The organism is Pseudomonas sp. PLMAX (assembly GCF_046042685.1).
Lineage (GTDB): Bacteria > Pseudomonadota > Gammaproteobacteria > Pseudomonadales > Pseudomonadaceae > Aquipseudomonas > Aquipseudomonas putida_AE.
Window position 1 is genome coordinate 3207074 of the sequence record NZ_CP064949.1, and the last position, 23031, is coordinate 3230104.

The following is a 23031-nucleotide window of genomic DNA, read 5'->3' on the forward strand; positions in this document are numbered from 1 at the left end:
GCGCTCGTTCTTTTGCTGTCATTTTCGGCGGCTTTTTATCCGATGGTTTTGGTGCGAACCGCAATCATGTCCTTGCTGATCGATTCGCCCCTGCGAATTCCGACATCGAAGCGTTGCTCGATCACGCTGGTGATTCCATAGCCTCATTTGCTGATGAGTAGGTGGTTTACGACTGGCGGTATTTTTTTGCACAAATTTATCAGACGTCGTTCGTCGGTATCCTGGGTCGCCCATAGCGTGTTTTGATGAGATCCGACTATCGTTATTGGATGGCGTCGTCAGCCGAGACTGCCATTCCCTCCAACGTAATCGTCTTCCTGAGCAATCTCAGCGTATTGCGGATCTCATGCCCCTGTTGCTTGAGCATCGTTTACGGGGCCGTAGATCCATCTGAATGAGTCCGTGTTATCCATCTTTGGAGACAACTCATCATGGCTACTCTCTGTGAAATATGTAATGCGAGACCCGCTGTAGCGCGAGTGACCGTATCGCAAAATGGCCAAGCCAGGACAATGTCCATTTGCGACCACGATTACCGTCAACTCTTACGCCATCAAAGCATGTTGAATCCATTCGACTCTCTGCTGGGCGGGGGTGTGTCCCGCTTTTTCGACAGCATGGGCGGAGCAAAGGATCAAGCGGGTGATGACTTTAGGCTCTCTGCACAAGTGCCTCGAGAATCTGTCGATGCAACCGATGCATTCAGTTCCCAGACGCTGGAAATCCTGCAACGCGCGGGTGAGAAAGCCCATGAGCTCAACCGTAGCGAGCTCGATACTGAGCATTTGTTGTATGTGCTTGCGGATACCGATGTGGGTACGGCGTTGCTTAAGGAGCTGAAGCTTTCTCCGGACGAGATCAAAGGCTACATCGATCAACATGCTCAGAGGGGCACAGCGGAGGCCCAGGCCCCGGTGGACCAGATGAGCATTTCGCCACGGTTAAAGAAAGTTTTCAATTTTGCGTTCCAGGCATCTCGTGATTTAGGACATTCGTACGTTGGCCCAGAGCATTTGTTGATAGGGCTTGCCTCCGTACCAGAAAGTATCGCCGGGACATTGCTCAAAAAATACGGCGTAACGCCTGAAGCCTTGCGGCAGAAGGTGGTAAAGGTGGTGGGTAAGGGGGCTGAGGATGGGCGAGTCGACACCCCGACAGGAACACCGACACTCGACAAGTTCGGTCGCGACCTGACGTCACTGGCTCGTGAGGGCAAACTGGATCCCGTACTGGGGCGCGCGCAGGAAATCGAAAATACCATCGAGGTGCTGGCGCGGCGCAGAAAGAACAATCCGGTTCTTATCGGCGAACCTGGCGTCGGTAAAACAGCCATCGTTGAAGGGCTTGCACAACGAATAGTAAAGGGCGATGTCCCTGAGATTCTGCGTGGCAGGCGGCTTGTTGAAATCAATCTGAACTCAATGGTTGCGGGCTCTAAATATCGTGGTGAATTCGAGGAGCGAGCCAAGCAACTACTTGATGAAGTCGCCGCAAAAAGCTCGGAGCTTATTCTGTTCATTGACGAGTTGCACACGATCGTTGGCGCGGGGCAGGGTGGTGAGGAGGGCGGCCTGGATATTGCCAACGTACTGAAACCCGCATTGGCACGCGGGGAGCTTAGTTTGATCGGTGCGACGACACTCAATGAGTATCAAAAGCACATCGAAAAAGACGCAGCGCTTGAACGACGTTTTCAGCCTGTGCTGATATCCGAGCCCACCGTCGAACAGACCATCATTATCTTGCGTGGGCTGCGCGATAAGCTTGAGGCTCATCACCAGGTCACATTCGCCGATGAAGCATTTGTGGCGGCAGCTGAGCTGTCGGATCGTTACATCACCTCGCGCTATCTACCGGATAAAGCCATTGACCTGATCGATCAGGCCGCGGCCCGTGTTCGAATCAGTTCCTCCTCAAGGCCGGCTGGCATCCAGGAGCTGGAAGCCGAAATCACGCAACTTAAACGTGAACAGGACTATGCATCTTCCCGTAAACGTTTTGATGAATCCAAAGGCTTCGAAGAACGCATTGGTCAAAAACAAGCGCAACTGGGAGAGGAAACAGAAGCCTGGCAGCGCAAGACAGGTTCCGAAACCCTTGAGGTGACCCTGGAATCAATTGCCGAGGTGCTGTCCCGTCTCACCGGTATTCCTGTGACCGAGCTTACGCAGGAAGAGCGTCAAAAACTGTTGAATATGGAAGACACGTTGCGTGAGCGGCTGGTTGGACAGGAAGACGCTGTACTCGCGGTCAGCGATGCCGTTCGTTTGTCTCGAGCCGGCCTTGGTCAGGCGAACAGACCTATTGCCACGTTTCTCTTTCTTGGCCCTACGGGCGTTGGCAAAACTGAACTTGCCAAAGCGATGGCGGAAACGGTGTTTGGTGACGAGCAATCGATCATTCGTATTGATATGTCGGAGTACATGGAGCGGCATGCGGTTGCTCGTTTGATCGGCGCGCCACCCGGTTATGTGGGATATGACGAAGGCGGTCAGTTGACAGAGCGTGTCCGCCGCAAGCCCTACAGTGTGATTCTGCTCGACGAGATCGAGAAAGCGCATCCCGATGTGAGCAACGTATTACTGCAGGTATTCGACGATGGGCGTCTAACGGACGGTAAGGGACGTGTCGTGGACTTCAGCAATACGATCATCATTGCCACCAGCAACTTGGGCTCTCCCATTATCATGGAGAATCTTGAGCGCCCCGAAGATGAACGCCTTACGGATAAAGCGTTACGCGATGAACTAATGGGCGTCCTGAAAGGGCATTTTCGTCCCGAATTCCTGAACCGTATTGATGACATCATCGTGTTCCATGCCCTTACCCGTGACAACATCCGATCGATTGTGAGCATTCAGCTTGATCGGGTCATTCGAACCGCAGCTGCACAGAACATCACAGTGAAAATTGATGGCTCACTCATCGATCATCTGGCGGATGTTGGTTATCAGCCTGAGTTTGGCGCGCGCGAGTTGAAACGTCAGATTCGCCAGGCCGTCGAAACGCGGCTTGCGAAGGAAATGCTCGCTGGCAAGCTGCAAGCCGGCGACAGTGTTGAGTTGGGTTACGACACGGAACGTAGGGAAGTGGTCTTCAATAAGGTGGAGGTGGATGCGCCAAAGACCTCCGGAAAGAGTAGTCCGCCAGACCAGCCAGATGATCTAGCACCTACTGCGGAGACTGGGACTTAGCCCCAGCACACTCACGTAACCTGGGAGCAGGCCTGTTGATCACGACGTGCAGTGGTGTACTGGATCCTCAAATGCCTGGACGAGCCCGGCGGACTGAAGACGCAAGTGTGGAGGGTTATCGTGTCAAAGCCTGATTCTGAAAGGCGTGAGCGCAACTCGACGCTGAAAAATTTCAGGCTTCAGTGGGCGCTGATGAATGCTTACGAACGTTTCGAACAATTGGTTGTTATTGCGCTCAGTCTCATCATCGCGTCTGTGATTTTGATGGCTCTACTGCAGCTCTGTCGCAGGGTTGTACCGTTGGTGATCGGTGGTGCGATTGACCCTCTAGATCACGATGTTTTCCAGGCCCTCTTTGGCTCAATCTTCACCGTGCTGATAGCCCTGGAGTTTAAGCATTCGATTGTGCGCCCGGCCCTACGACGCAACAGCATCGTTCAGGTTCGCACAGTGCTGTTGATCGCCTTGCTGGCGCTCAGCCGGAAGTTCGTCATTCTCGATTCTGCCGCTACTCCTGCGCTCACCATTGCCGCACTAGGATTTGCCACCCTGGTGCTCGGCATCGTCTGCTGGCTCTTGCGAGAGCGTGATAAGGATGACTTACGAGAGTGTGATAAGGATGAATAGCTACAAGGGCTTCGCAATGCCAACAATTTTCCAGCGAGAGAAGCCAAGTTTCAAGCCATGCCGAGGCGCTCGGTCCAAATGAAAGGATTGTTAGAGCGGCGACCGGCGTATCAATTCGCTCCAGGTCGCGCCTTTACTCCGAATTGCGCAACGATGTGAGTGCCCAGCTCCTCAATGACGTCCGCAGCAGGCCGTTTTCCGTATTTGAGATTGAGGATAACGTGGTCGACGCCGATTTCCTCAAGCGTCTCCAGCAAAGCCCGCAGGTGGTCGCGGCCAAGCCTGAACCCCAAATGAATGTGATTGGGCGGCGTGGACGGGTTCTCATCGAGGTCGATGTAAAGCGATTGAGTGAAGGGCTTGTAGACGGAGCCACATTGCTTCATTACCTCCAGCCGCCAATCTTCAACGATCAGCCGCTGCATTTTCGGTGCGCGTGGATAGTTGATCCATCCGCTGCTTTCGCGCGCGATCCAATCCAGTGACTGGCGGCTATTGCCGGTCACGAGCATTGGAAGTACCTGGGTTGTGGGTTTCGGAATGAGGTCTGCGCCCCGCAGTTCACCACCGCTCCAGCGGATGGGTTCGAAGCTGGTGCTATGGGCTCGGCGAATCACCTCGTAGTGCTCTCGAAAGATTTCTCCGCGCCTTTCGGGATCGACGTAAAAGGCCGGAAACTCGACTGGGCGATCGCCGGAGGCTACCCCCAGAATCAAGCGACCTGCGCTCAACTGATCGACGCTGGCTGAGGCCTTGGCCGTGTGCAGAGGATGGTGTAAAGAAATGGCAATGGATGCGGTGCCAAGCGCTATCTCTGATGTATGAGCGGCCATGTAGCCCAGGTAAACCCAGGGGTCGAAGACTTGGCCGACATCACCGAAATCAGGGTCCCGAAGAGGCACGTCGCGAAACCAGAGCGTGGAGAAGCCCAGCGCCTCTGCTCGTTTGGCCAATACGACCTGGTTGAGCATGGTCGGAGTGTCCCGATCGAAGGCCTCCAGAGGAAAGAACAATCCCAGGCTCAAATGACCCGGAGTGAAGGTCCGCCTGAAACCTCGATGTTCCTGATAAGGCACCGTGCTTGGTCGATACATACTTATCTTCCTCAATGGGAGATAGTGAGCTTCGCGGCTGTTTCCAGAGCCGCGGCATCGTTCGCGTAGGGACGATAGGTGGGGTAGTCCGTGTAGCCTTTAGCCATTGCGCCGTAGATGCTGGTCGGGTCGACCGGATTGAGGGGCTAGTTGTTGGCGATACGCGCGGGCAGGTCCGGATTGGCGATGAACGGAGGGTCAAAGGCAATCAGATCGCTCCAGTCCGATACTATTACCGAAGCTACAGCCTGGGGACTCATGCAAGAAGCGTAGGCGGTTTTGCAGTGAACCGCCATGTCGGATCAGTGCCTTTAGCCTTCGTCTCTGTCTTCCCGATCTGACGGCCCTGCAAGTGTCCTGCCTGCGATGTAACCAAACGTCATGCCCGGCCCGAGGGTGATGCCACCGCTGGGGTAAAAACCGTTCATGATGCTGTTCATGTCATTTCCCACGGCGAATAACCCTGGAATCGGCGCGTCATTTTTATCCAATACCCGGGCACAGGCATCCGTGTGCAGCCCGGCGAAGGTGCCGAGGCTGCCTGGCACCAGCTTCACGGCATAGAAAGGTCCCTGGCGCAGGCTGCCAAGGGAGGGGTTGGGACCATGGAGGATTTCCCCCTGGTTCTGGTTGTACAGCGACTCACCGCGCCGAAACTGCGGATCGCAGCCTTTCTCGGCAAACTGGTTGAACGAGTTGACCGTGGCTTCCAGTTGCTGCGCATCAATCCCGCATTGGCGTGCCAGTCCCGCCAGGGTCGGGTCCTTGATCAAGTAGCCCATGCGAACATGGGACGCTGTCGGGAATGGAAAGGGTCTCGACCAGCCCAGGCCATAGCGCCTCTGGGCACGGTGGTCGCAGATCAGCCAGGACACCGGGGGTTCTTCCGGTCCGCAGGCATCGAACAGTGCACACATATAGTCATGGTAGGAGTCTGCCTCGTTGACGAAGCGTCGACCATCCTGACGCACCGCGAGAAAACCCGGTTTCGCCCGCTCCATCAAATGGGGAAAGCCACTGAAACCCCCGTCCTCGCGCGGCACGCGAGAGACAGGTGCCCAGGCAGCGGCATGGGGCAAGTCGGATGCCACGCGAGCGCCGACGCTTTCACCCAGGCGCAAACCGTCGCCAGTATTGCCCTTGGGGGCAGCGCTCAGGTGTCCGGCGTCATCCGGGGCATGGGCGAACTGCCGGGCAATCCGCTGTCGGTCGTGGGGAAAACCGCCGCAGGCCATCACCACACCACGTCGTGCGCGGATGTCGAACGGGCGTGCGCTGCGCTCGATACGTGCACCGACCACACGCTGGTCCTCCTGCAGCAGTTGCTGTACCAGCGTATCGGTCAGCAGGCGGACGTTTCGGTCCAGTGCGCTTTTCAGCAGCCGGGCGACCAATGCATTGCCGTTCACCAGGTGCATGCTGCGGCCGTGGCACAGCAGGTCACGGGCATGGCGCAACAGGCGTTTGCCGGCATACAGCATTGAGCGTGCAGATCGGCTCGCGTTGAGAAAATGGTTGAGATCAGCGCCACCGGCAATACCCATCCCGGCAAGGCTGATGAGGTCCAGCGGACGCCGAAGCTTGTTGATCCAGGGACCCAGCCGACGACCATCGTACGGCAGGGCGCAGAGCGAGCGACCGCCCCTGGCATGACCTTCGCTGGCATGAAAGTCAGGCATCTTGCTGCCGGAGAAAAATTGCACTTCGGTATGGCGCTGGAAAAAATCGACCATCTTCGGGCCTTGTTCAAGGAACATCTCCATGCGTTGGTCGAGCACCTCGCAGTGCAGTTCATTGCGCAGGTAAGTCCGCACTTGTTCGAACTCTTCCACTGTCCCCTCGGCGACTGCCAACGGGTTGCGGGGGATCCACAGCCAGCCGCCCGACCAGGCACTGGTGCCACCGAGCACCGGTTCTTTTTCCACCACGATGACGTCGAGACCAAGCTCGGCACAGGTGACGGCACAGGCCAGGCCCGAGGCGCCGGAACCGATGACCAGGACATCACAGACAAGATTGTCGACGTCAGTCGACGGCAAGACGCCCATGGCGGCCTCCATTGTTGTTTATCGCAGGAGCTGGCCGCTCCCCAGTGGAAGCGACCCGGCAGGACGACGGTTACTGCAAAGGTGAAAAGTCGGTCGGGCGCAGCAGGCGCGACTCCAGCGTCACCACAGCGTCGAGTTCCTTGTTCTGTCGGGCAAAGTCCTGCCAGCGCGGGTCGGCTGCCATGGCGTTGCGCCGGGCCATGCGATCGTCGAGGCTGGCATAGGCCCAGATGTGCACCACCTGGTTGACCTCACCGATTTCGGTGGTGAAGAAACCGACCAGGTTGCCCAGGTGCTCCTGCTGCACGGCTAATGCTGCGTTCTTGTACAGGGCCAGCCAGTCACCCAGGCGGGTCGGTTTAATCGTGTAGGTGCGCAGTTCGTAGTACATGCTGTTCTCCAGTGTGGGGTTGTTGGGTTGTGCTGCGGTCCAGACGGGCCGCGATATCACTCGCGGCGAGGTAACCGAAGGTGATACCGGGCCCAAGGGTGATGCCGGGACCGGGGTAGGTGCCGTCCATGATCGAATTCATTTCGTTGCCGGCGGCGTACAGGCCGGGGATCGGTGCGCCGCTGCGGTCGAGCACGTTGGCCTGGCCGTTGGTGACCAGTCCGCGGGCCGAGCCGAGGTCTCCGGTGAACAGGCGAATCGCGTAATACGGCGCCTTGTGCAGCGGTTTCAGGCACGGGTTGGGTTTGTGAAGCGGGTCGCCCATGTAGCGGTTATAGGCGCTGCTGCCTTTACCGAACTGACGATCGACGCCAAGGGCTGCATCGGCGTTGAACTGCGCCAGGGTCTGCTCCAGTGCCGTGGCATCGATGCCAGCGATGAGGGCCAGTTCGGCGAGGTTGTCTGCGCGCAGCAGATAACCGGCGTCTATCAACGCGCTGTTATCGACCGGTCGCGGACGGGCCAGGCCCATGCCGTATCGGTTCAAGGCTTCGCTGTCACAGATCAGCCAGCAGGGCGCATTGGCGCCGCCGTTGGCGAACATGCCTTCGACGAAGCAGTGGTAGGAGTCCGACTCATTGACGAAGCGTCGACCGGCGCGGTTGACTGCGATCACGCCGGGTTTGGCCCGATCGGTCACCAGGTGCGGAAAGCGCTCTTGGCTGCCGTCGGCCTTGCGCAGCACCGACACCGGCGCCCAGAAGAAATTCGCCGCAAGGTTGTCGCCAATGGCCGCGTTGACCGAAGCGGCCAGTCGTTGTCCGTCACCCACGTTGGCCGTTGGCGACATGCTCCAGTGTTCCGAGTCAGTCACTGGCCGCTGTTGGGCGGCTTGGGCACCGGCCGCAAATCCACCCATGGCCAATACCACGCCGCCCTTGGCAAATACCTTGCGGGTTTGCCCGCGCGAGGTGATCTGCACACCCTTTACGGTGCCCTGTTCGACAAGCAGCGCTTCGGGGGCCGCCTGCAACCACAAATCGACGCCATTGGCGAAGGCGGTGGTTGCCAGCCGTGCGATCAAGGCATTGCCCACGGTCAGGCGTGTGCCCCGTGGATGGTTGAGGCGATCCAGGGCATATTGGCCCATCAGTTTCAGGCAGTGCCAGAGCGATCGCGGCGAGCGCTTGAAGCTGAGGAAATGCTGGATGTCGACGCGATTGACCATCATGCCGCCGAACAGCAGCATGCCGTCCGGGGGCCGCTTGAGGTCCTTGAAGTGCTCACCCAGCTTGCGCCCGTCGTACTCGTCGATTTCCAGGGCGCGACCGGTTTGCGTGCCGCCGGGCAAATCCGGGTAATAGTCGGGCGACAGTGGCCGCAGGCTGTATTTGAGCTCGCTGTGGGTCTCCAGGAAACGTAAGGCTTCGCGGCCATTGTCGATGAAGGAATCGATCAACTCAGGGTTGTAGCCGGCACCGATCACTTGCTTGAGATAGCAGCGCATCTGTTCGGCGCTCAGGTGATGCCCGGCGGCCCGGGCCTGATCGGTATCGTGCAGCCAGATCGCGCCACCGGAGATCGCCGAGGTGCCGCCAAAGGCTTCGGTCTTTTCCACCAGCAGGACTTTGAGGCCGCGGCAAGAGGCGGTCACTGCCGCCGCGAAACTGGCGGCACCGCTGCCCAGGACGATCACGTCGTAGGCCAGGTCGGCACCGGCAGGGAAGTGGGTAGTCATGTTCATTGTCTATCGCCTGTCGAGGACACGGCCGCAGATCAGATCTGCAGCGGTGTGACGCCCATGAAGTGGCCGAGGTTGCCCAGTTGCGCCAAGGCCATTTCCGGGCCGGTCTGGATCGGGCAACCACGCCTTTGGGCGAAGGCGAGAAACGGCGTCACGGCCGGCGAAGTCACGACATCGGCCACCAGCGTCGACGTTTGCAAGGTTTGCATCAGGTTGTGCGGCAACGGCAGCGGGCCTTCATCGCTGGTGGCGCCCATGCCGACCGGCGAGGCGTTCACCACCAGATCGAAGTGCTCGAGCGAGGCAGGGTTGGCGCTGATCACGATCTCGGGGAAAGCATCGCGCAACAGTTCGCCGAGCATCTCGACGCGCTGCGCGCTCAAGTCGCTGATGACCAGATGACTGATCCCGGCCTGACACAGTGAGTAAGCAATCGCACTGCCGACTCCGCCGGTGCCGATCACCAACGCCTGCTTGTCTTGCGGATTGAAACCCTGCTGGCGCGCAGCACCGAGAAAACCTTCGCCGTCGACGATATCGCCCACCAGTCGGCCATCGGCCTCGCGTCGGATCACGTTGACCGAGCCGAGCGCCGCCGAGCGCTCACTGACGCTGTCCAGGCGGCCGGCCAGCAGCTGTTTGTAGGGGACGGTGACCACGCAACCGCGCAGGTTTTGCCAGCCACGCAAGGTTTCGATGAAGTTCTGCAGGGCGGTCGGCGCTAGGTCGATGGCCAGCATGGCAACGTTTTGCTGGTGCTCGCCAAACCAGCGGTTGAAGTTTTCCGGCGATTTCACCTGTGTCACCGGTGAGCCGACGATGGCGACCAGTTCAGTCGAACCCTGGATCATTTGATGCTCCCGCTTCTTGGCTGTGTTGTGGGGCCGATAGTGCAAGCGAGGAGGGAGGTGAACAATCAAGGTACAAGGTGTTTAAGTTGATAATCGCATCATCAGTGCGATAATCGCATTATTTGCCTGATTAAGAGCCGAATCGATGAAGCAACCCACCATCCATCAACGGGATTTGATCGTCGGCCTGCAAAAGGGGCTGGCGCTGTTGCAATTGTTTTCTCAGGAGCATCCGCGCCTGAGTGTGCCCGAGGTGGCGCGCATGGCCGACATGACCCAGAGCGCCGCCCGGCGTTTTTTGCTGACGCTGGTGCATGACGATTTCGCGCAGACCGATGGGCGCTTCTACTGGCTGACCGCCAAGACCCTGCGCATCGGCCAGGCCTATGTCGATTCGGCCGTGTTGCCGCGCATGCTGCGGCCGATCGTCGAACAGGTGGCGCGAACCACCCAGGAGCATGTGTCGGTGGGCATTCGCGACGGGGATGACATCGTGCACGTTGTGCGCAGCCGCTACAGCCACATCACCTCGATGTCGATTCGGCCTGGCTCGCGGGTGCCGATGTATTGCACCGGCAGTGGCCGGCTCTGGCTGGCGAGCCTGTCAGGGCAGGCGCTCGACGGCTATTTCGAACGCAACCCGCCACAGGCGATTACGCCTTACACCCTCACCGACGAAACCCGGATCCGCGCCGAAATCACCTTGGCGGCGCAGCGTGGCTACGTGCTGGTGGATCAGGAATATGAGGTGGGCATGCGGGTGCTGAGCGTGCCGTTGATTGATCGGGAAGGGCAGTTGCAGGCCGCCTTGACGCTCACTACCCATGCGTCGCGAATGACCGTCGAGCAGATGCGCGAACGTTATCTGTCGGCATTGTATGAAGGTCAGGCGCTGCTGCGGCCGATCATGACGCTGTAGGCAGAGGAGACGAACTCTCATCCAGGCCACCTCGCTAAGGTGCGTAGAGTTTCTAGCGCTCACTGACGCGCACTCGATCCAATCCGGGTATCCAGGGCCGTCAATACTTCATGGGCGGCTTTCACCTTCGCAGGGAGGGGATAGTTCTTGTTCGCCAGCGTCACGATACCCATGCCCTTGGCTGGAACAAAGGCCATGTAAGCGCCGAAACCGTCCGTCATGCCTGGCTTGTTAATGAGCACGTTAGCCTGCGGTGGCAGCGGGGGGTTGAGCCGGGTAATTTCATGGGTTTCAAGGATCATTGGGTACGAGTTGCCCGCGAGCAAGCGGTCGAGCTCAATTGGATAGGGGTAAAACTCCCATCCCAAGCCCTGCGTCATATCTGCGACCTTGTAGCCTGTATGCGTTGGCATTTCCAACAGCATCATGCTGGCGGAAATCACGGCGAACCGGGTGCTGGATCAGATTGAAAGCACGATTGCCCACGGACTTGTGGGAGCGAGCCTGCTCGCGAAGAACGTCCAGGCAGCGCGATCATCCAGACAGCCCGCGTTATCGTTGACGACCATCGCGAGCAAGCTTGCTCCTACAGGAGCAGGCTCGCACACAGTTTTTTGTGTGCACCGCATGAGCCGGCAGGATCATCGGTCGAATCGATTCAGTGCCTGCTCCGGCCCTTCGCGACATTCAGCGACCATGCCTGTGGGTTGGTTGTCACTTGACAACTAGTGGGCACCTTCCATACAGGCGATGAACTGATGGGGCGTACCAGGAACCCGACCAACCATGCTTTGCAGCTTTGTCGAGTCGTTGATAACTGCGCTCGGCAACGAGAAAAACTCCAAGCTGACAAAGAGCAACCCCATTAAGCCAGTCCAGTAGTCCCGAAAGTCCAGTAAGCCCAGCCGGGTCCCTTGCAAAAACAAGTCGAGGGAGCCCAGCAAGAGACGGAGTAAAAGAGATGGAATTTACCTTTACTCTCAAGTACCAGCTGCCAACCAACGACACCGACACTGATGCACTCATTGAGAAATTGGCAGAGGAAGGTTGTGACGATGCATTGGTGGGCGTAGGCCAGCCTGGACGCCTCGGTCTCGAATTTGTACGCGAATCTGCTACCGCGAGAGAAGCAGTGGAAAGCGCTCTGGCAGATGTACGTCGTGCGGTGCCCGAAGCCAGGTTAATTGAAGCGACCCCGATCTTGTAGGCCTTACCGATGTGGCTGAAGTGATGGGCGTTACTCGACAAAACATGCGCAAGCTGGTGATCAGCTATCCAGGCTTCCCGGCTCCAGTGCATGAAGGTAGCTCCGCCATTTGGCATCTGGCCGAGGTGCTTGACTGGATGGAGGGTAGAGGAACCTACCAGGTTCCGCGCGTTACCCTGGATGTGGCTCGGGTAGCTATGCATGTGAACATCAAGAAAGAAAATGATCGCGTGGGGAATGATCCTTCCATCCATGCCATGGCTTACTGAGTCGTTTGCCGAGCGATTTTTGCCAATCCATTGAGTGAGCTCAGGAGTGGGCGAAGTTCCGCCCTGGGGTCAGGGAAAAGCAACTGCCCCAGAGAAACGTTGGTGCCGCCAAATGTCCAACACGTGTCACAGATCTGTGGCTCGTGCAAAAGAACGTCCAGGCAACGCGATCATCCAGGCAGCCCGTATTATCGTTAACGTCCATCGCGAGCAAGCTTGCTCCCACAGTTTTTTGTGTGCACCGCATGACTCGGCACGGTTATCGGTCGAATCGATTCAGTGCCTGCTCCAGCCCTTCGCGACATTCATCGACCATGCGTGTCACCAGTTCGGCGCAGGTCGGGATGTCGTCGACCAGGCCGATGACCTGGCTGGCACAGACGAGACCTGACGTGATGTCACCCGACTCCAGGCCTGCAAGGCCGCGTTCGCCCGACAACAGGTGCTTCAAGTCGTCATAGGTGGCGCCACCCGGGCGCTGCTCAAGGGCGACAATTGCTTGCGAGACGTCATTGGTAAAGAACCGCGCAGTTCGCTTGAGGGTTCTCTTGATCAAGGTGGTATCGCGCTCCGTCGCTGCCAGCAAGGCCGCCTTGATATCGTCGTGGATGGCGGATTCCCGGGTCAGCATGAAGCGCGTGCCCATGTTCACGCCGTCGGCACCCAAGGCCAGCGCGGCGGCCATGCTGCGCCCGTTGGCGATGCCACCGGAGGCGATGAAGGGAATCTTCAGGACCTTGCCCAACGCCGGGATCATGATCAGGGCCGCGACATCGTCCTCACCACAATGCCCACCGGCTTCGAAGCCGTCGATCGAAATGACATCGGCGCCGTAACGCTCCGCCGACAGGGCATGGCGTACCGACGTGCACTTGTGAATGACCTTGATGCCGTGCGCCTTCAACCGGGCAATGACCGGCTGGGGGTTGTTGCCGGCCGTTTCGACGATACGCACATCGCCCTGGATGATCGCGTCGATCCAGCCGTCATAGTTCACGTCATTGGCGGTCAGTGACAGCGTGAGGTTCACGCCGAAGGGTTTGCAGGTCAGTTCACGGGTGCGTTCGATTTCACGGCGCAGGTCGTCCGGTGTGGGCTGTGTGCGCGCCGTCACCATGCCCAGGGCGCCGGCGCTCGATACGGCGGCGGCCAGTTGCGCGCGCCCGACCCACTGCATGCCGCCTTCAACGATCGGATACTGGATGCCCAGCAGTTCGGTAATACGGGTTTTCATGATGGTCATCGAGAAAGGAATGCCCGTGCTGGACTTGTCGGTGTTGAAAAAGTAGGAACAGAAATGTTCGATAGAGGAGGGTGACCGCCCACTACATCAAAGCATTTCTGCTCCTACGAAGCTTGTAAAACGAGAGTCAGGCTTGATGATGGACAATCAGCATGACCGATAACACCCCCTGTAACGGGTAGGCCAGGCATCCATCAGCTTCGCCCCGGAAAGTTGGGCGCACGCTTTTCGAAAAAGGCTGCCACCCCTTCTTCCAGCGTTGGCAGATCGAGCAACGGGTGTTGGCATTGGCCTAATGCGCAGGATGATCCGGCCCACCCCACGCGGGTGGGTCGGTGACGGGTGGCCATGGCTTAACCTGCAAACCTGATTCGAAGCCTCGTGCGCAGTGTGCGGGGTAGTCAGGAGCAAGGGGTTGAGCGTCGTGAGTCGTACCATTTCCACTCTGGCAGGAACCTGCCGCAAACTCGACGGCGGCGTTCTGTTCGGTCATACACCGCGGCAGAAATGGTCGCAATGGATGGCGCCGGACCTGGACAACCGGGTCGACATTGCATCCCGGGCATTGCTGGTGCAGCAGGATGGAAAAAACATCCTCGTGCTGGCCGGCGCCGATGCGTTGCTGGCGCCGATACCCCGTGCCTGCCGCTGCCAGCCATCTGTTTCAGGGTTGCTGGAAAGCCTGGCGCAGCACGGTTTGGGCGAAGACGATATCGATGCGGTGGTGCTGACCCATCTGCATGCACCGCTGTCCGAGGAGCTGCTTGAGCGGGTCAGGGAAGGGGAGATGCCACGACTGCTGTTTCGCAAGGCGCATTACCTGGTGGGCGAACGCCACTGGGTGCGAGCACGCCACCCCCATCCACGTGATCGGGAGCTGTTCATCTCGCCGCTCTTGCATCGCCTGGAAAACAGCGGCCGCCTGATCCTGATCGATGGCCATGGCTGCGACCGCCTCGGAAGCGGGTGGCATTTTCATTTCAGCGACGGCTACACACCGGGGCAACTGTTGCCGGAAATCCTGCTGCCCGGCGGGCCTGTGGTGTTTGTCGGCGACCTGATCCCGGGAACGCACTGGCTGAGCCTGAACGTCAACAGCGCCTATGATCGCAATCCCGAATGCGTGGCCGGGGACAAGGAGCGCCTGCTCGATCATCTGGTGGCGATGCGCGGGCGCCTGTTCTTTTCCGTGGACCCGGACGTCGCCATAGTCAAGGTCATGCGCGACCGGCAATCACGCTATGTTCCCTTTGATCCGTACACGTCGCTCCATCGCTTCGACAATTGAGCTTTCGGCTGTCGATTGAGAACCCGGACAGGTTACTCCTCGCAATCCGTCGCCATCGGTGACCTGGTCAGCCTCTGATTTTTTCCAAGGCCGAAACAATGCGCTCAGCCGCATCCCGGTCACCGCGGTGTTTGAGTTCGCTAGCCACTTGGTTCAACTGCTGCGCCGTGAGGCCAACATTCATGCTGATCTTCAGGTGCGACTCCAACTGCGGCGCCAACCCTGGCATCGCGGCAAGTGCCCCAACAGTGGCCAGTTCACGAGCAGCCCAATCGAGGTTGTCTCGGGCGAAGATATCGCCGAACAGGTGAACCTTCAGAAACTGGTCAATGGCAGGGGCGAACTCAAACAGCGGCCCTGAGACCGGCGCTCCCACCAGACGGGTTTGATTGTCGGTGCCCAGTTCGAGCAAGGCATGGCCCGACGGCACAGGGCCTGGTTCGCGCCCCGGTTCGTCGTGAACGCCGCGTGCTTCGCGCTCTTGCAACAAGCTCATCAGTTGCGAAAGTGCATTGAGGCTGCGCGGGAAACCGGCATACGCATAGAGCTGAACCAGGATTTCCTTGCACTCACTAATCGTTAGGCCGGCATCGAGACCGCGATTGAGCGCATCGCGCAAACGGGGCATATCGCCGGTCGCCATGCTGGCGCCGATAGAGGCGACAGCCAGTTGTTTTGCAGTCAGGGTTTGTTCAGTCACCATCTTTGTCTCCGAATTGTGTGTGGTACTGGCGAAGCTGTAAGACGAGTTGAAGGTTGACGGGCCGGCGCTATCTGTCGCAGCCGATAGGGCACATGGCATCCAGGCCGCCAGCCAGAGGCCCTTCCATGCAAGGGAATGATTGCTGAACATGGCCTTGCTCCTTGGATAGGTGGGTTCACCGGGTGTGCGACACCGGCGAACGTGAAGTTAGAAAAGTCAGCAGGGCGGCGAGCATCAGCAGCGCGGCGCTGGCGATAAATGTGCTCTGGTAGCCGAGCGCGTCAAACAGTACGCCGCCGACGGTCGAGCCCACTGCGATAGCCAATTGAACAATCGCCACCATCAGGCCGCCACCCGCTTCGGCGTGATCCGGCAAGGCGTGCGCAATCCAGCTCCACCAGCCCACTGGCGCTGCCGTCGCAATAAAGCCCCAGAGTCCGAGCAATACCGCTACAGCGATAACCCCGGTGCCAGCAGGAATCAGCGCCAGCGCAATAACCGCCATCAGCAGCGAGATGGTGCTCAAGGTGCCGTAGAGGCTGAGCTTGAGGACTACACCGATCAGCGTTGTGCCGCAAAAGCCAGCGACGCCTATCACCAATAGCAGCAGAGAAAGAGTCGGCACCTTGACCTGGGTGACCGTTTCCAGAAACGGGCGCAGGTAGGTGAACAGCGCAAATTGGCCCATGAAAAACAAGCCAGCGGCGGCCATGCCTAGCGCCACCGTGCGATTTTTCAGGAGTTTGAAAACATTGCCGGCACCCGGCGAACGCTTCTGTGTTGGCATGTTCGGCAAGCTTAGCCACTGCCAAACCAGCGCAATCAACGCCACCGGAACCAGGCACAGGAACGCGCCACGCCAACCCACCACCGAGCCCAGATAACTGCCCAGTGGCGCTGCCACCACCGTCGCCAGGGCGTTGCCGCTGTTGAAAACAGCCAGCGCCCTGGGCACCTGCGCAGCAGGTACCAGGCGCATCGCAGTGGCTGCCGACATCGACCAGAATCCGCCAATCACTACGCCGATCAGGGCTCGCCCAGCCATGTAGATCAGGTAGTTTGGAGCAAGTGCCACAACGGTGCCCGATACGGCCATCAAACCGGTCAGGGCCAGCAGCAGGGTCTTTCTGTCCAGGGTGCCGGCGATCCAGCTGATCGACAGGCTGGCCAACACCGCAAACGCGCCCGATATGGCAAGGCCCTGGCCCGCCAGGCCTTGGCTGACCTGCAGGTCGTTTGCCAAGGGTGTCAGCAGGCTGACGGGCATGAACTCCGAGGCGATCAGTGCGAATACGCATAGCGTCATCGCATAAACACCTCCCCAATGACCGGTACGCGTAGCTGTTTCGCTCAAGGCGGGGGCGTGCAGTTGGACGTCAGCGGTCATTGCAGGTGTTCCTGAAAGAACCGGGTCAGCTTGGCGAAAGGAATGAGGTCGACGCGGTCGTACAGATCGACATGGCCTGCGTTGGGCACGATGACCAGCTCTTTAGGTTCGCCTGCCAGGCGAAACGCCTCTTCGCTGAACTCGCGGGAGTGGGCGTTTTCACCTGCAATAAACAACATCGGGCGAGGCGAAATGCTCTCGATATCGACGAATGGGTAGAAATTCATGAACTTGGTATTACTGCTCAGCGTCGGGCGGGTGGTCTGTTGCGGCGTGGAACCGGCCGGGGTGAATTCGCCACGCGGGGTGCGGTAGAAGTCAAAGAACTCGCGTTGAACAGGGTGAGTGTCGGCATTGAGCTCCTGCACCGTGCCGCCGGTGTATTCGATCTTGCCACCCATAAATTCCGTATAACGCTGCTCGGCCGCCGCCGCGATGAGCAGCTTGCGCGCCTCAAGGGTTTGCGAATGCTTGAGCCCGTTGCGGTTGGCAGCGCCCATGTCATACATGCTGACAGTGGCGATGGCTTTCATGCGCGGGTCGATCTTGGCGGCACTGATGACAAAGCTGCCGCTGCCACAAATTCCCAGCGCGCCAATGCGCTGGCGGTCGATAAACGGCCGCGTGCCGAGGTAATCCACGGCGGCACTGAAGTCCTCGGCGTACATGTCTGGCAGTACCGCGTTACGTGGTCGTCCTTCGCTTTCGCCCCAGAACGACAAATCCAGCGCCAGGGTAACGAAGCCTTGTTCCGCCAATTTTTGCGCATAGAGGTTGGAGCTTTGCTCCTTGACCGCGCCCATGGGGTGGCCAACGATAATGGCCGGGCTGCGGGTGGCGCTGTCCAGCCCTTTTGGCATGAACAGATTGCCCACGACGTTGAGCTGGTACTGATTTTTGAAGCTGACCTTTTGCACGGTCACCTTGTCACTTTCAAAGAAATTATCTGCACCGTTGGACATGTCGGCTCCTAAGGCGGTGAATGAACTGATTAGCAACCCGAGCATTACGAGAAGTCTTTTCATGGGGCATCCTTCTTGAGAGAAAGCTGAAGGCGACGTAGCGCGAGGCTCGCCCCTCTTCATGGCGAGAAGCTGGGATGCGGGGTAGTGTTACGCAATAACCAGATTTTGATTAGCTAATGAATGCTTAATGCGGCTATAACCGTGTCTAATCAATCAATCGAGCGTGTCCGCGATGGCCAAACCCAATTTCAATGATTTGCTGGCTTTCGTGACGGTGGCGCGGGTGGGCAGCTTTACCCGCGCGGCGGTACAGCTTGGGGTGACGCAATCGGCAGTGAGTCAGGTGGTTTCCGCATTGGAAGCTCGTTTGAAAATTCGCTTGCTGACCCGCACTACGCGCAGCGTATCGCTGACGGCGGCGGGCGAGCGATTGCTGGAAGCGGTGGGCCGTCGCTTCGATGAAATCGAGGCCGAAGTGCAAGCGTTGACCGAGCTGCGCGATAAACCGGCCGGGACGGTACGCATTACCTGCGGCGACAATGTCATCAAGACAACGCTGTTGCCCAAGTTGACGCCGTTGCTGCAGATGTACCCGGATATCAAGCTGGAATTCGATATCAACTATGGCTTTCGCGATATCGTCGCCGACCGCTTCGATGCCGGCGTGCGCTTCAGCGATACGGTGGCCCAGGACATGATCGCCGTGCCCATCGGCCCGCCTATACGAATGGCCGTCGTTGCTGCGCCAGGCTATTTCGCGAAAAATCCCGCCCCCGAACACCCTCGCGACCTGGCGGCACACCGCTGTATCGATATCCGCTTTCCCACCTATGACGGCGTGGATGCATGGGAATTCGAACGCCTGGGCAAGAAGGTTAAAGTACGTGTAGACGGCCAGTTGGTATTCAACTCCACCACCCATATCGCCGATGCGGCGGTGGGTGGGCTGGGCATCGCTTATCTGCCCGAAGACGAGTTTGCCCAAGAACTCACCGACGGGCGGCTTATCCGGGTGCTGGAGGACTGGTGTGAACCCTTCGGCGGCTTTCATCTGTATTACCCCAGCCGCCGACAACCCTCCCAGGCGTTTTCGCTGGTAGTCGATGCGTTACGGGTTGATCGTTTGCCGCCGACCGGTTGAATCCACTGCCTCTAAAAGTTGATTTTGAAGCCCAGCATCGCGTCATACCCATGACTGTCCCCGTCGAACCCCTGGCGATAACCCGCCGAAGCGGTAAACGTGGTGCGTCGATTGGCCTGGTAGTCGACGCCCAGATTGACTTCGCCCCAGGTGCCCTGAATGTCTGACTCGAACGGAACGTAACCCGACTCAGAGGAAAACTCGGTCTTCGGTTGCCCTTTGAACTCATGCCAGACACTGGGACGAACCCATGCGTTGGTACGCCGTTCGCTCTTGTCGACGCCTTCGGTTTCCCAGTCCTTGGCGATGCGCACACCGAGCCGTCCGATCAGTGAGTCCACATCCTTGAACCGAACGTTGGCGCCGACGTCGTCGCTGCTGTCCAGGTCGACGTAGCTGTAGATGGCCTGCAACTGCGGTTCGACGTACCAGTCCTTGTCAACCTCGTAGGGGTAGCCGTTTTCCAGCGAGGCGGTGTAGCCCCAACCGCGGGTTTTCAGTTTGGCCAGGTCGTTGGGCTTGGCCTCGATGTCGAAGCGGTTGACCTGCAACACACCGTCCAGATACCAGCCGGACGGGCCGAAGTGCGTCCAGTACGCGCCCACGCCGTAAGCGCGCAGGGTGTCTTCACCGGCGGGACGGCGGGTGTAGTGGCTGACGCCTGCGTCGATGGTGCCGGCCGATAGCGATATACCGGCCTGTTCATGACTGCCATCGGTCCTGACCTTGCGGTAGAGGTCGGTGCCGACCTGGAAGGCGGTCAGGTCGTAGTTGTACTCGGGCGTATTGCCCAAGGCGTTCTTGCGATCACCGTCCTGTTTGCCACTGCGATAGATGACCCTTCCCCAGCCCATGGACGGGGCCAAAGTGGACTCATCTTCCTTGGGCAATGGATCGCCGGCATTGAGGCGTTCTTCGCCGACCCGCTCGTGCAAGGTATCGACCATTGTCCTGCCGTAGACCAGCGCCAGCGCCGGAACCGCGCCGTACAGCGAAACCTCCGGCCGAAAATTCGGGACGGGCGCGGGAGCTGGATCGGGATCCGGGGTCGGATCAGGCGTTGGATCAGGCGTTGGATCTGGATCAGGATCCGGAGTCGGATCGGGGTTCGGGTCTGGAGGAACAGGGGGAGCAGGGGGCGTGGGAGCATCCGAACGCAGGAACCAGGTGTCCCTGGCGGTGCCATCCTCGGCACCTCGTTGCAGGCGATACTCATACGGCCCTGCGACGGCCCTGCTGGCCAGGCGAAACGCGGTGGGGTCACTGGCGCCGTCGGTTTTGTTCAGCAACTCGACGACAGCGATGCCGTTGCCCTGGGTCAACTCGCCCTGTCCGCCGACATTACTCACGGTAACCCCGGTGGCACCGCCGCTGCCGGTGCTGGTCGAGTCCACCACCAGCATGTCGGAGCGACTGTTGGTGCCGCCAGCGTTCAAGGTGGTGTTGAGCAGAAGTCTGCCGCCATTGGACACGAAGGTCCCGCCGCCATCGGTACCGGCGGTGGTCGCGCCACTGATCAACAGCACATTGCCCACGGTGTTGCTGCCGGCCGCAAGGTCGAGGGTGCCGCTGTGGGTGAAGCTGTTCACGCCGAGTAATTGGCCTTGCACCGCGCCACCCGGCGTCGGTGTATTAGCCGCTTGGCCCAAGGGCAGATAGGCACCGCTGGCATTGAAATTGACGATGCCTGTAGCGGGTTGCGCTGCCAGGCGAATGACGCCGCTGTTGTCGATACTGTTGTTGCCCGCCGAACCCAGGTTGCTGGTCGCAATACCCCAGGTATCACGCGTGCCGCTGCCAGCGCTATCGGCAAAATTGCGCAAGATCCAGGTGCCGCTGTTGTTCACCGTACTGGCGGCACTGACGGCATTGACCGAGCCGGTCATCTGACCGATGTTGTTGAGTATAAAATTCGTCCCGGGCGTGGTTGCATCGGCACGCACCGCTGAATCGCTGAGCGCACCGATCACACCGGTGTTCGTCAACGTCTGGGCTGCACCGCCCAGCGTGACGCCGCTGCTGTCTGCCCATCCACCTTGAAGGGTCGCGCTGTTGCTGACGCTGACCGCGCCGCCCTCGGTCAATGCATCAATCGCCGACGACCCCGTGCCCTTGGTGGTAATCGCCCCGGTGTTGCTGACCGAGAGCGTGGCCGCGCCGGATGCTTGCGCGAGAATCCCCTGGCTGTCGCTGGCACCCAGAGTCTGAATCGGCCCGGTGTTGACGACGGTTTGCTGGCCACTGACGGACAACGTTCTGATGCCACGCTGCTGATTGCCGCGAGCGATCAGTTCCCCACTGTTACTCACATTCAGGGTGCCCAGGCCGGTGCCCGAGTTGAACGCGTTGCCCGCCAGAATCGCCGCGCCCTGGCCATTGACGTCAATCAGCGGCCCGGTGAACGTGACACTGGTATTTCCGCCCAGCGTCAGTGCCTGTATGCCAAAGGAGCCAATGCCACTGCCATCGCCCGACCCGGCATCGGAGTGCGTGATGATCGTGCCACCGGAATTGACGTCCACGGTGCCTGTAGGTGATTGGGTCGACGCATAAATCCCGTTGGCGTTGCTGTTGATCGTTTCGATACGGTTGCCGGAGTAGTCGACCCGGACATTGCCGCCCGTCGAGTCGACCCGGATGCCACCCGCGCCAAAGCCACTGGCGAAGATGTTGCCGGAATAGTCGATAAGGACATTGTTGTTTTCGGCGCTGACGATGATGCCGTAGGCACGCGTGGTGTTCAGCCCGCCGAGCACGGTGAGATTGCCGCTGCCGGTGATGGTCGCGTCACCAGTACCGCGCTTGATCACGTAGATCGCTCGCGAGCCGGCAGTATTGGCCGTGTTGCCGACGTTGATAGCGGCGTTGTTTGCAATGCTGATCGAGCCGGTAGCGCCAGCGTTATCGTTGGCATAGATACCATGTCCGCCGCCCCCGGTGGTGGTGATCGCACCGGTGTTGGTGATGTCGATGCTGCCAACGGTAGAGAAGGAGCGAATGCCGAAACCATTGACGCCATTGGCGCTGAGTGTCCCGCTGTTGCTCAACCGGGTATTGCCGGCGCCGCCTTCGGTGAAGAGGCCGAAGGCGTTCATGCCGATGGCCTGGACAGTCGCTGCGTTCACCAGGGTGGTGTTGCCATTGATCGCACGGGTGTGGACACCGGCGTGGTTGCCAATGCCAGCGGTAGGCAAGGTATCGTCGGTAATGGGATCGCCGGCGGACAGCGCATCGTCGTTGTTCACCAGGATACTGACCCCGGCACCGACACTGACGCTGGTGTCGCCGCTGCCGGTGGCTTTGGTCCAGATGCCGTTGCCTCCGAGGAGGGTGATCTGGCCACTGCCATCGTGGGTCACGTTGATCCCGCCGCCGCCACTACCATTCACATCGATCCCGTCGTGTTCGTTGCCGACCACGGTGTTGAGGATGTTCAGGGTGGTGCCCGAAGTGACGGAAAACGTCGACAGCCCACTGCTGGCATTGGTGATGGCCAGCGCATCGAGTCCGCTGCCACCCACGTTGACCGTGTTGGTGCCGCCATTGACGCTCAGGGACGCATTGCCGGTGGATCCGATTACGTTCGAGAACACCGCGTTTGCAGCCGTCGGAGGCGTGCTATTGATCGTGGTGCCGCTGAGGGCAACGGTTGAGTTGGCGTTGTTGCCTCGACCAAGCACCGAGGAGCCGGCAGTGGTGGTGATGGCCGTACCCGCTTGAGTACTGATCGAGGCATCGACGCCGGCGGCAGGCGTACAGGTTTGCGAAACGTTGTAGGTTCCGACGGCAAGCGGCCCACAGGCGGCCTGGGCATCCGCCAGCGTCAGGACATTGGCCATGGCGACCAGCAAGGCGCTACGTTTGAAATGCGGGGCAAACCCGACACGGAAATGGTCGCGAGCGCTTTTCATTGAAACCTCCCTGTTCAACTCTCACCGATGCCTGCCAGCCAGGTGGCTA

At 59.3% G+C, this 23031-nt stretch carries 15 protein-coding genes and 3 pseudogenes; 6 read left to right on the forward strand and 12 right to left on the reverse strand.

What is annotated here, in order from left to right; genetic code table 11:
- The first annotated feature begins 428 nt into the window (after positions 1 to 428).
- Positions 429 to 3194: an AAA family ATPase gene (locus tag DKB71_RS14905; RefSeq protein ID WP_408601100.1), complete on the forward strand. Its 2766-nt coding sequence runs from the start codon at positions 429 to 431 to the stop codon at positions 3192 to 3194.
- A gap of 192 nt (positions 3195 to 3386) precedes the next feature.
- Positions 3387 to 3821 (forward strand): phosphate-starvation-inducible PsiE family protein, encoded by a 435-nt coding sequence (locus tag DKB71_RS14910; protein ID WP_210624629.1) that lies wholly within the window; start codon positions 3387 to 3389, stop codon positions 3819 to 3821.
- A 110-nt stretch (positions 3822 to 3931) separates the two neighbouring features.
- On the opposite strand, the gene DKB71_RS14915 is transcribed toward DKB71_RS14910, so the two are convergent.
- From DKB71_RS14915 to DKB71_RS14940, 6 genes and pseudogenes are all read right to left on the reverse strand, one after another.
- Positions 3932 to 4915: an LLM class oxidoreductase gene (locus tag DKB71_RS14915; RefSeq protein WP_408600879.1), complete on the reverse strand. Its 984-nt coding sequence runs from the start codon at positions 4913 to 4915 to the stop codon at positions 3932 to 3934.
- A gap of 11 nt (positions 4916 to 4926) precedes the next feature.
- Positions 4927 to 5151: pseudogene (locus DKB71_RS14920) on the reverse strand (hypothetical protein); the annotation flags it as partial.
- A 75-nt stretch (positions 5152 to 5226) separates the two neighbouring features.
- A complete protein-coding gene (locus DKB71_RS14925) occupies positions 5227 to 6963 on the reverse strand; it encodes an FAD-dependent oxidoreductase (RefSeq protein ID WP_408600880.1) in 1737 nt (578 codons plus the stop codon).
- A gap of 70 nt (positions 6964 to 7033) precedes the next feature.
- On the reverse strand, positions 7034 to 7354 hold the full coding sequence (locus DKB71_RS14930; protein ID WP_274076752.1) for an NIPSNAP family protein: 321 nt from the start codon (positions 7352 to 7354) through the stop codon (positions 7034 to 7036).
- Positions 7323 to 9098: an FAD-dependent oxidoreductase gene (locus tag DKB71_RS14935; RefSeq protein ID WP_408600881.1), complete on the reverse strand. Its 1776-nt coding sequence runs from the start codon at positions 9096 to 9098 to the stop codon at positions 7323 to 7325. Before DKB71_RS14935 ends, DKB71_RS14930 begins: the two co-directional genes overlap by 32 nt.
- 32 nt (positions 9099 to 9130) lie before the next feature.
- The gene (locus tag DKB71_RS14940; protein ID WP_408600882.1) at positions 9131 to 9949 is read right to left on the reverse strand and encodes a shikimate dehydrogenase family protein; all 819 of its coding nucleotides are present in this window, start codon (positions 9947 to 9949) and stop codon (positions 9131 to 9133) included.
- Positions 9950 to 10094: 145 nt separating this feature from the next.
- Here DKB71_RS14940 and DKB71_RS14945 point away from each other — a divergent pair, with 145 nt between their 5' ends.
- Positions 10095 to 10868 (forward strand): IclR family transcriptional regulator C-terminal domain-containing protein, encoded by a 774-nt coding sequence (locus DKB71_RS14945; RefSeq protein ID WP_274076755.1) that lies wholly within the window; start codon positions 10095 to 10097, stop codon positions 10866 to 10868.
- Between the two features lie 59 nt (positions 10869 to 10927).
- Here DKB71_RS14945 and DKB71_RS14950 read toward each other — a convergent pair.
- Positions 10928 to 11275, reverse strand: a pseudogene (locus DKB71_RS14950) (serine hydrolase); the annotation flags it as partial.
- A gap of 554 nt (positions 11276 to 11829) precedes the next feature.
- On the opposite strand from DKB71_RS14950, the pseudogene DKB71_RS14955 reads away from it, so the two are divergent.
- Positions 11830 to 12344 (forward strand): annotated as a pseudogene (locus DKB71_RS14955) (helix-turn-helix transcriptional regulator).
- Positions 12345 to 12603: 259 nt separating this feature from the next.
- Here DKB71_RS14955 and DKB71_RS14960 read toward each other — a convergent pair.
- Positions 12604 to 13587 (reverse strand): NAD(P)H-dependent flavin oxidoreductase, encoded by a 984-nt coding sequence (locus DKB71_RS14960; protein ID WP_408600883.1) that lies wholly within the window; start codon positions 13585 to 13587, stop codon positions 12604 to 12606.
- A 424-nt stretch (positions 13588 to 14011) separates the two neighbouring features.
- Here DKB71_RS14960 and DKB71_RS14965 point away from each other — a divergent pair, with 424 nt between their 5' ends.
- Complete coding sequence (locus DKB71_RS14965; RefSeq protein ID WP_408600884.1) at positions 14012 to 14875, forward strand: MBL fold metallo-hydrolase; 864 nt, start codon at positions 14012 to 14014, stop codon at positions 14873 to 14875.
- 67 nt (positions 14876 to 14942) lie between these two features.
- Here the strand turns inward: DKB71_RS14965 and DKB71_RS14970 are convergent, their stop codons facing one another.
- The 3 genes from DKB71_RS14970 to DKB71_RS14980 are packed head-to-tail and all read right to left on the reverse strand — an operon-like array spanning position 14943 to position 17990.
- A complete protein-coding gene (locus DKB71_RS14970; RefSeq protein WP_408600885.1) occupies positions 14943 to 15728 on the reverse strand; it encodes a carboxymuconolactone decarboxylase family protein in 786 nt (261 codons plus the stop codon).
- 25 nt (positions 15729 to 15753) lie between these two features.
- A complete protein-coding gene (locus tag DKB71_RS14975; protein WP_408600886.1) occupies positions 15754 to 16965 on the reverse strand; it encodes an MFS transporter in 1212 nt (403 codons plus the stop codon).
- Positions 16962 to 17990, reverse strand: coding sequence for an alpha/beta hydrolase (locus tag DKB71_RS14980; protein WP_408600887.1), 1029 nt, complete (start codon positions 17988 to 17990; stop codon positions 16962 to 16964). The genes DKB71_RS14975 and DKB71_RS14980 overlap by 4 nt, the downstream gene beginning before the upstream one ends.
- 172 nt (positions 17991 to 18162) lie before the next feature.
- Here DKB71_RS14980 and DKB71_RS14985 point away from each other — a divergent pair, with 172 nt between their 5' ends.
- Positions 18163 to 19071 (forward strand): LysR family transcriptional regulator, encoded by a 909-nt coding sequence (locus tag DKB71_RS14985; protein WP_274076761.1) that lies wholly within the window; start codon positions 18163 to 18165, stop codon positions 19069 to 19071.
- An 11-nt stretch (positions 19072 to 19082) separates the two neighbouring features.
- Here DKB71_RS14985 and DKB71_RS14990 read toward each other — a convergent pair whose 3' ends face one another.
- A complete protein-coding gene (locus tag DKB71_RS14990; protein ID WP_408600888.1) occupies positions 19083 to 22982 on the reverse strand; it encodes an autotransporter outer membrane beta-barrel domain-containing protein in 3900 nt (1299 codons plus the stop codon).
- Positions 22983 to 23031 lie beyond the last annotated feature (49 nt).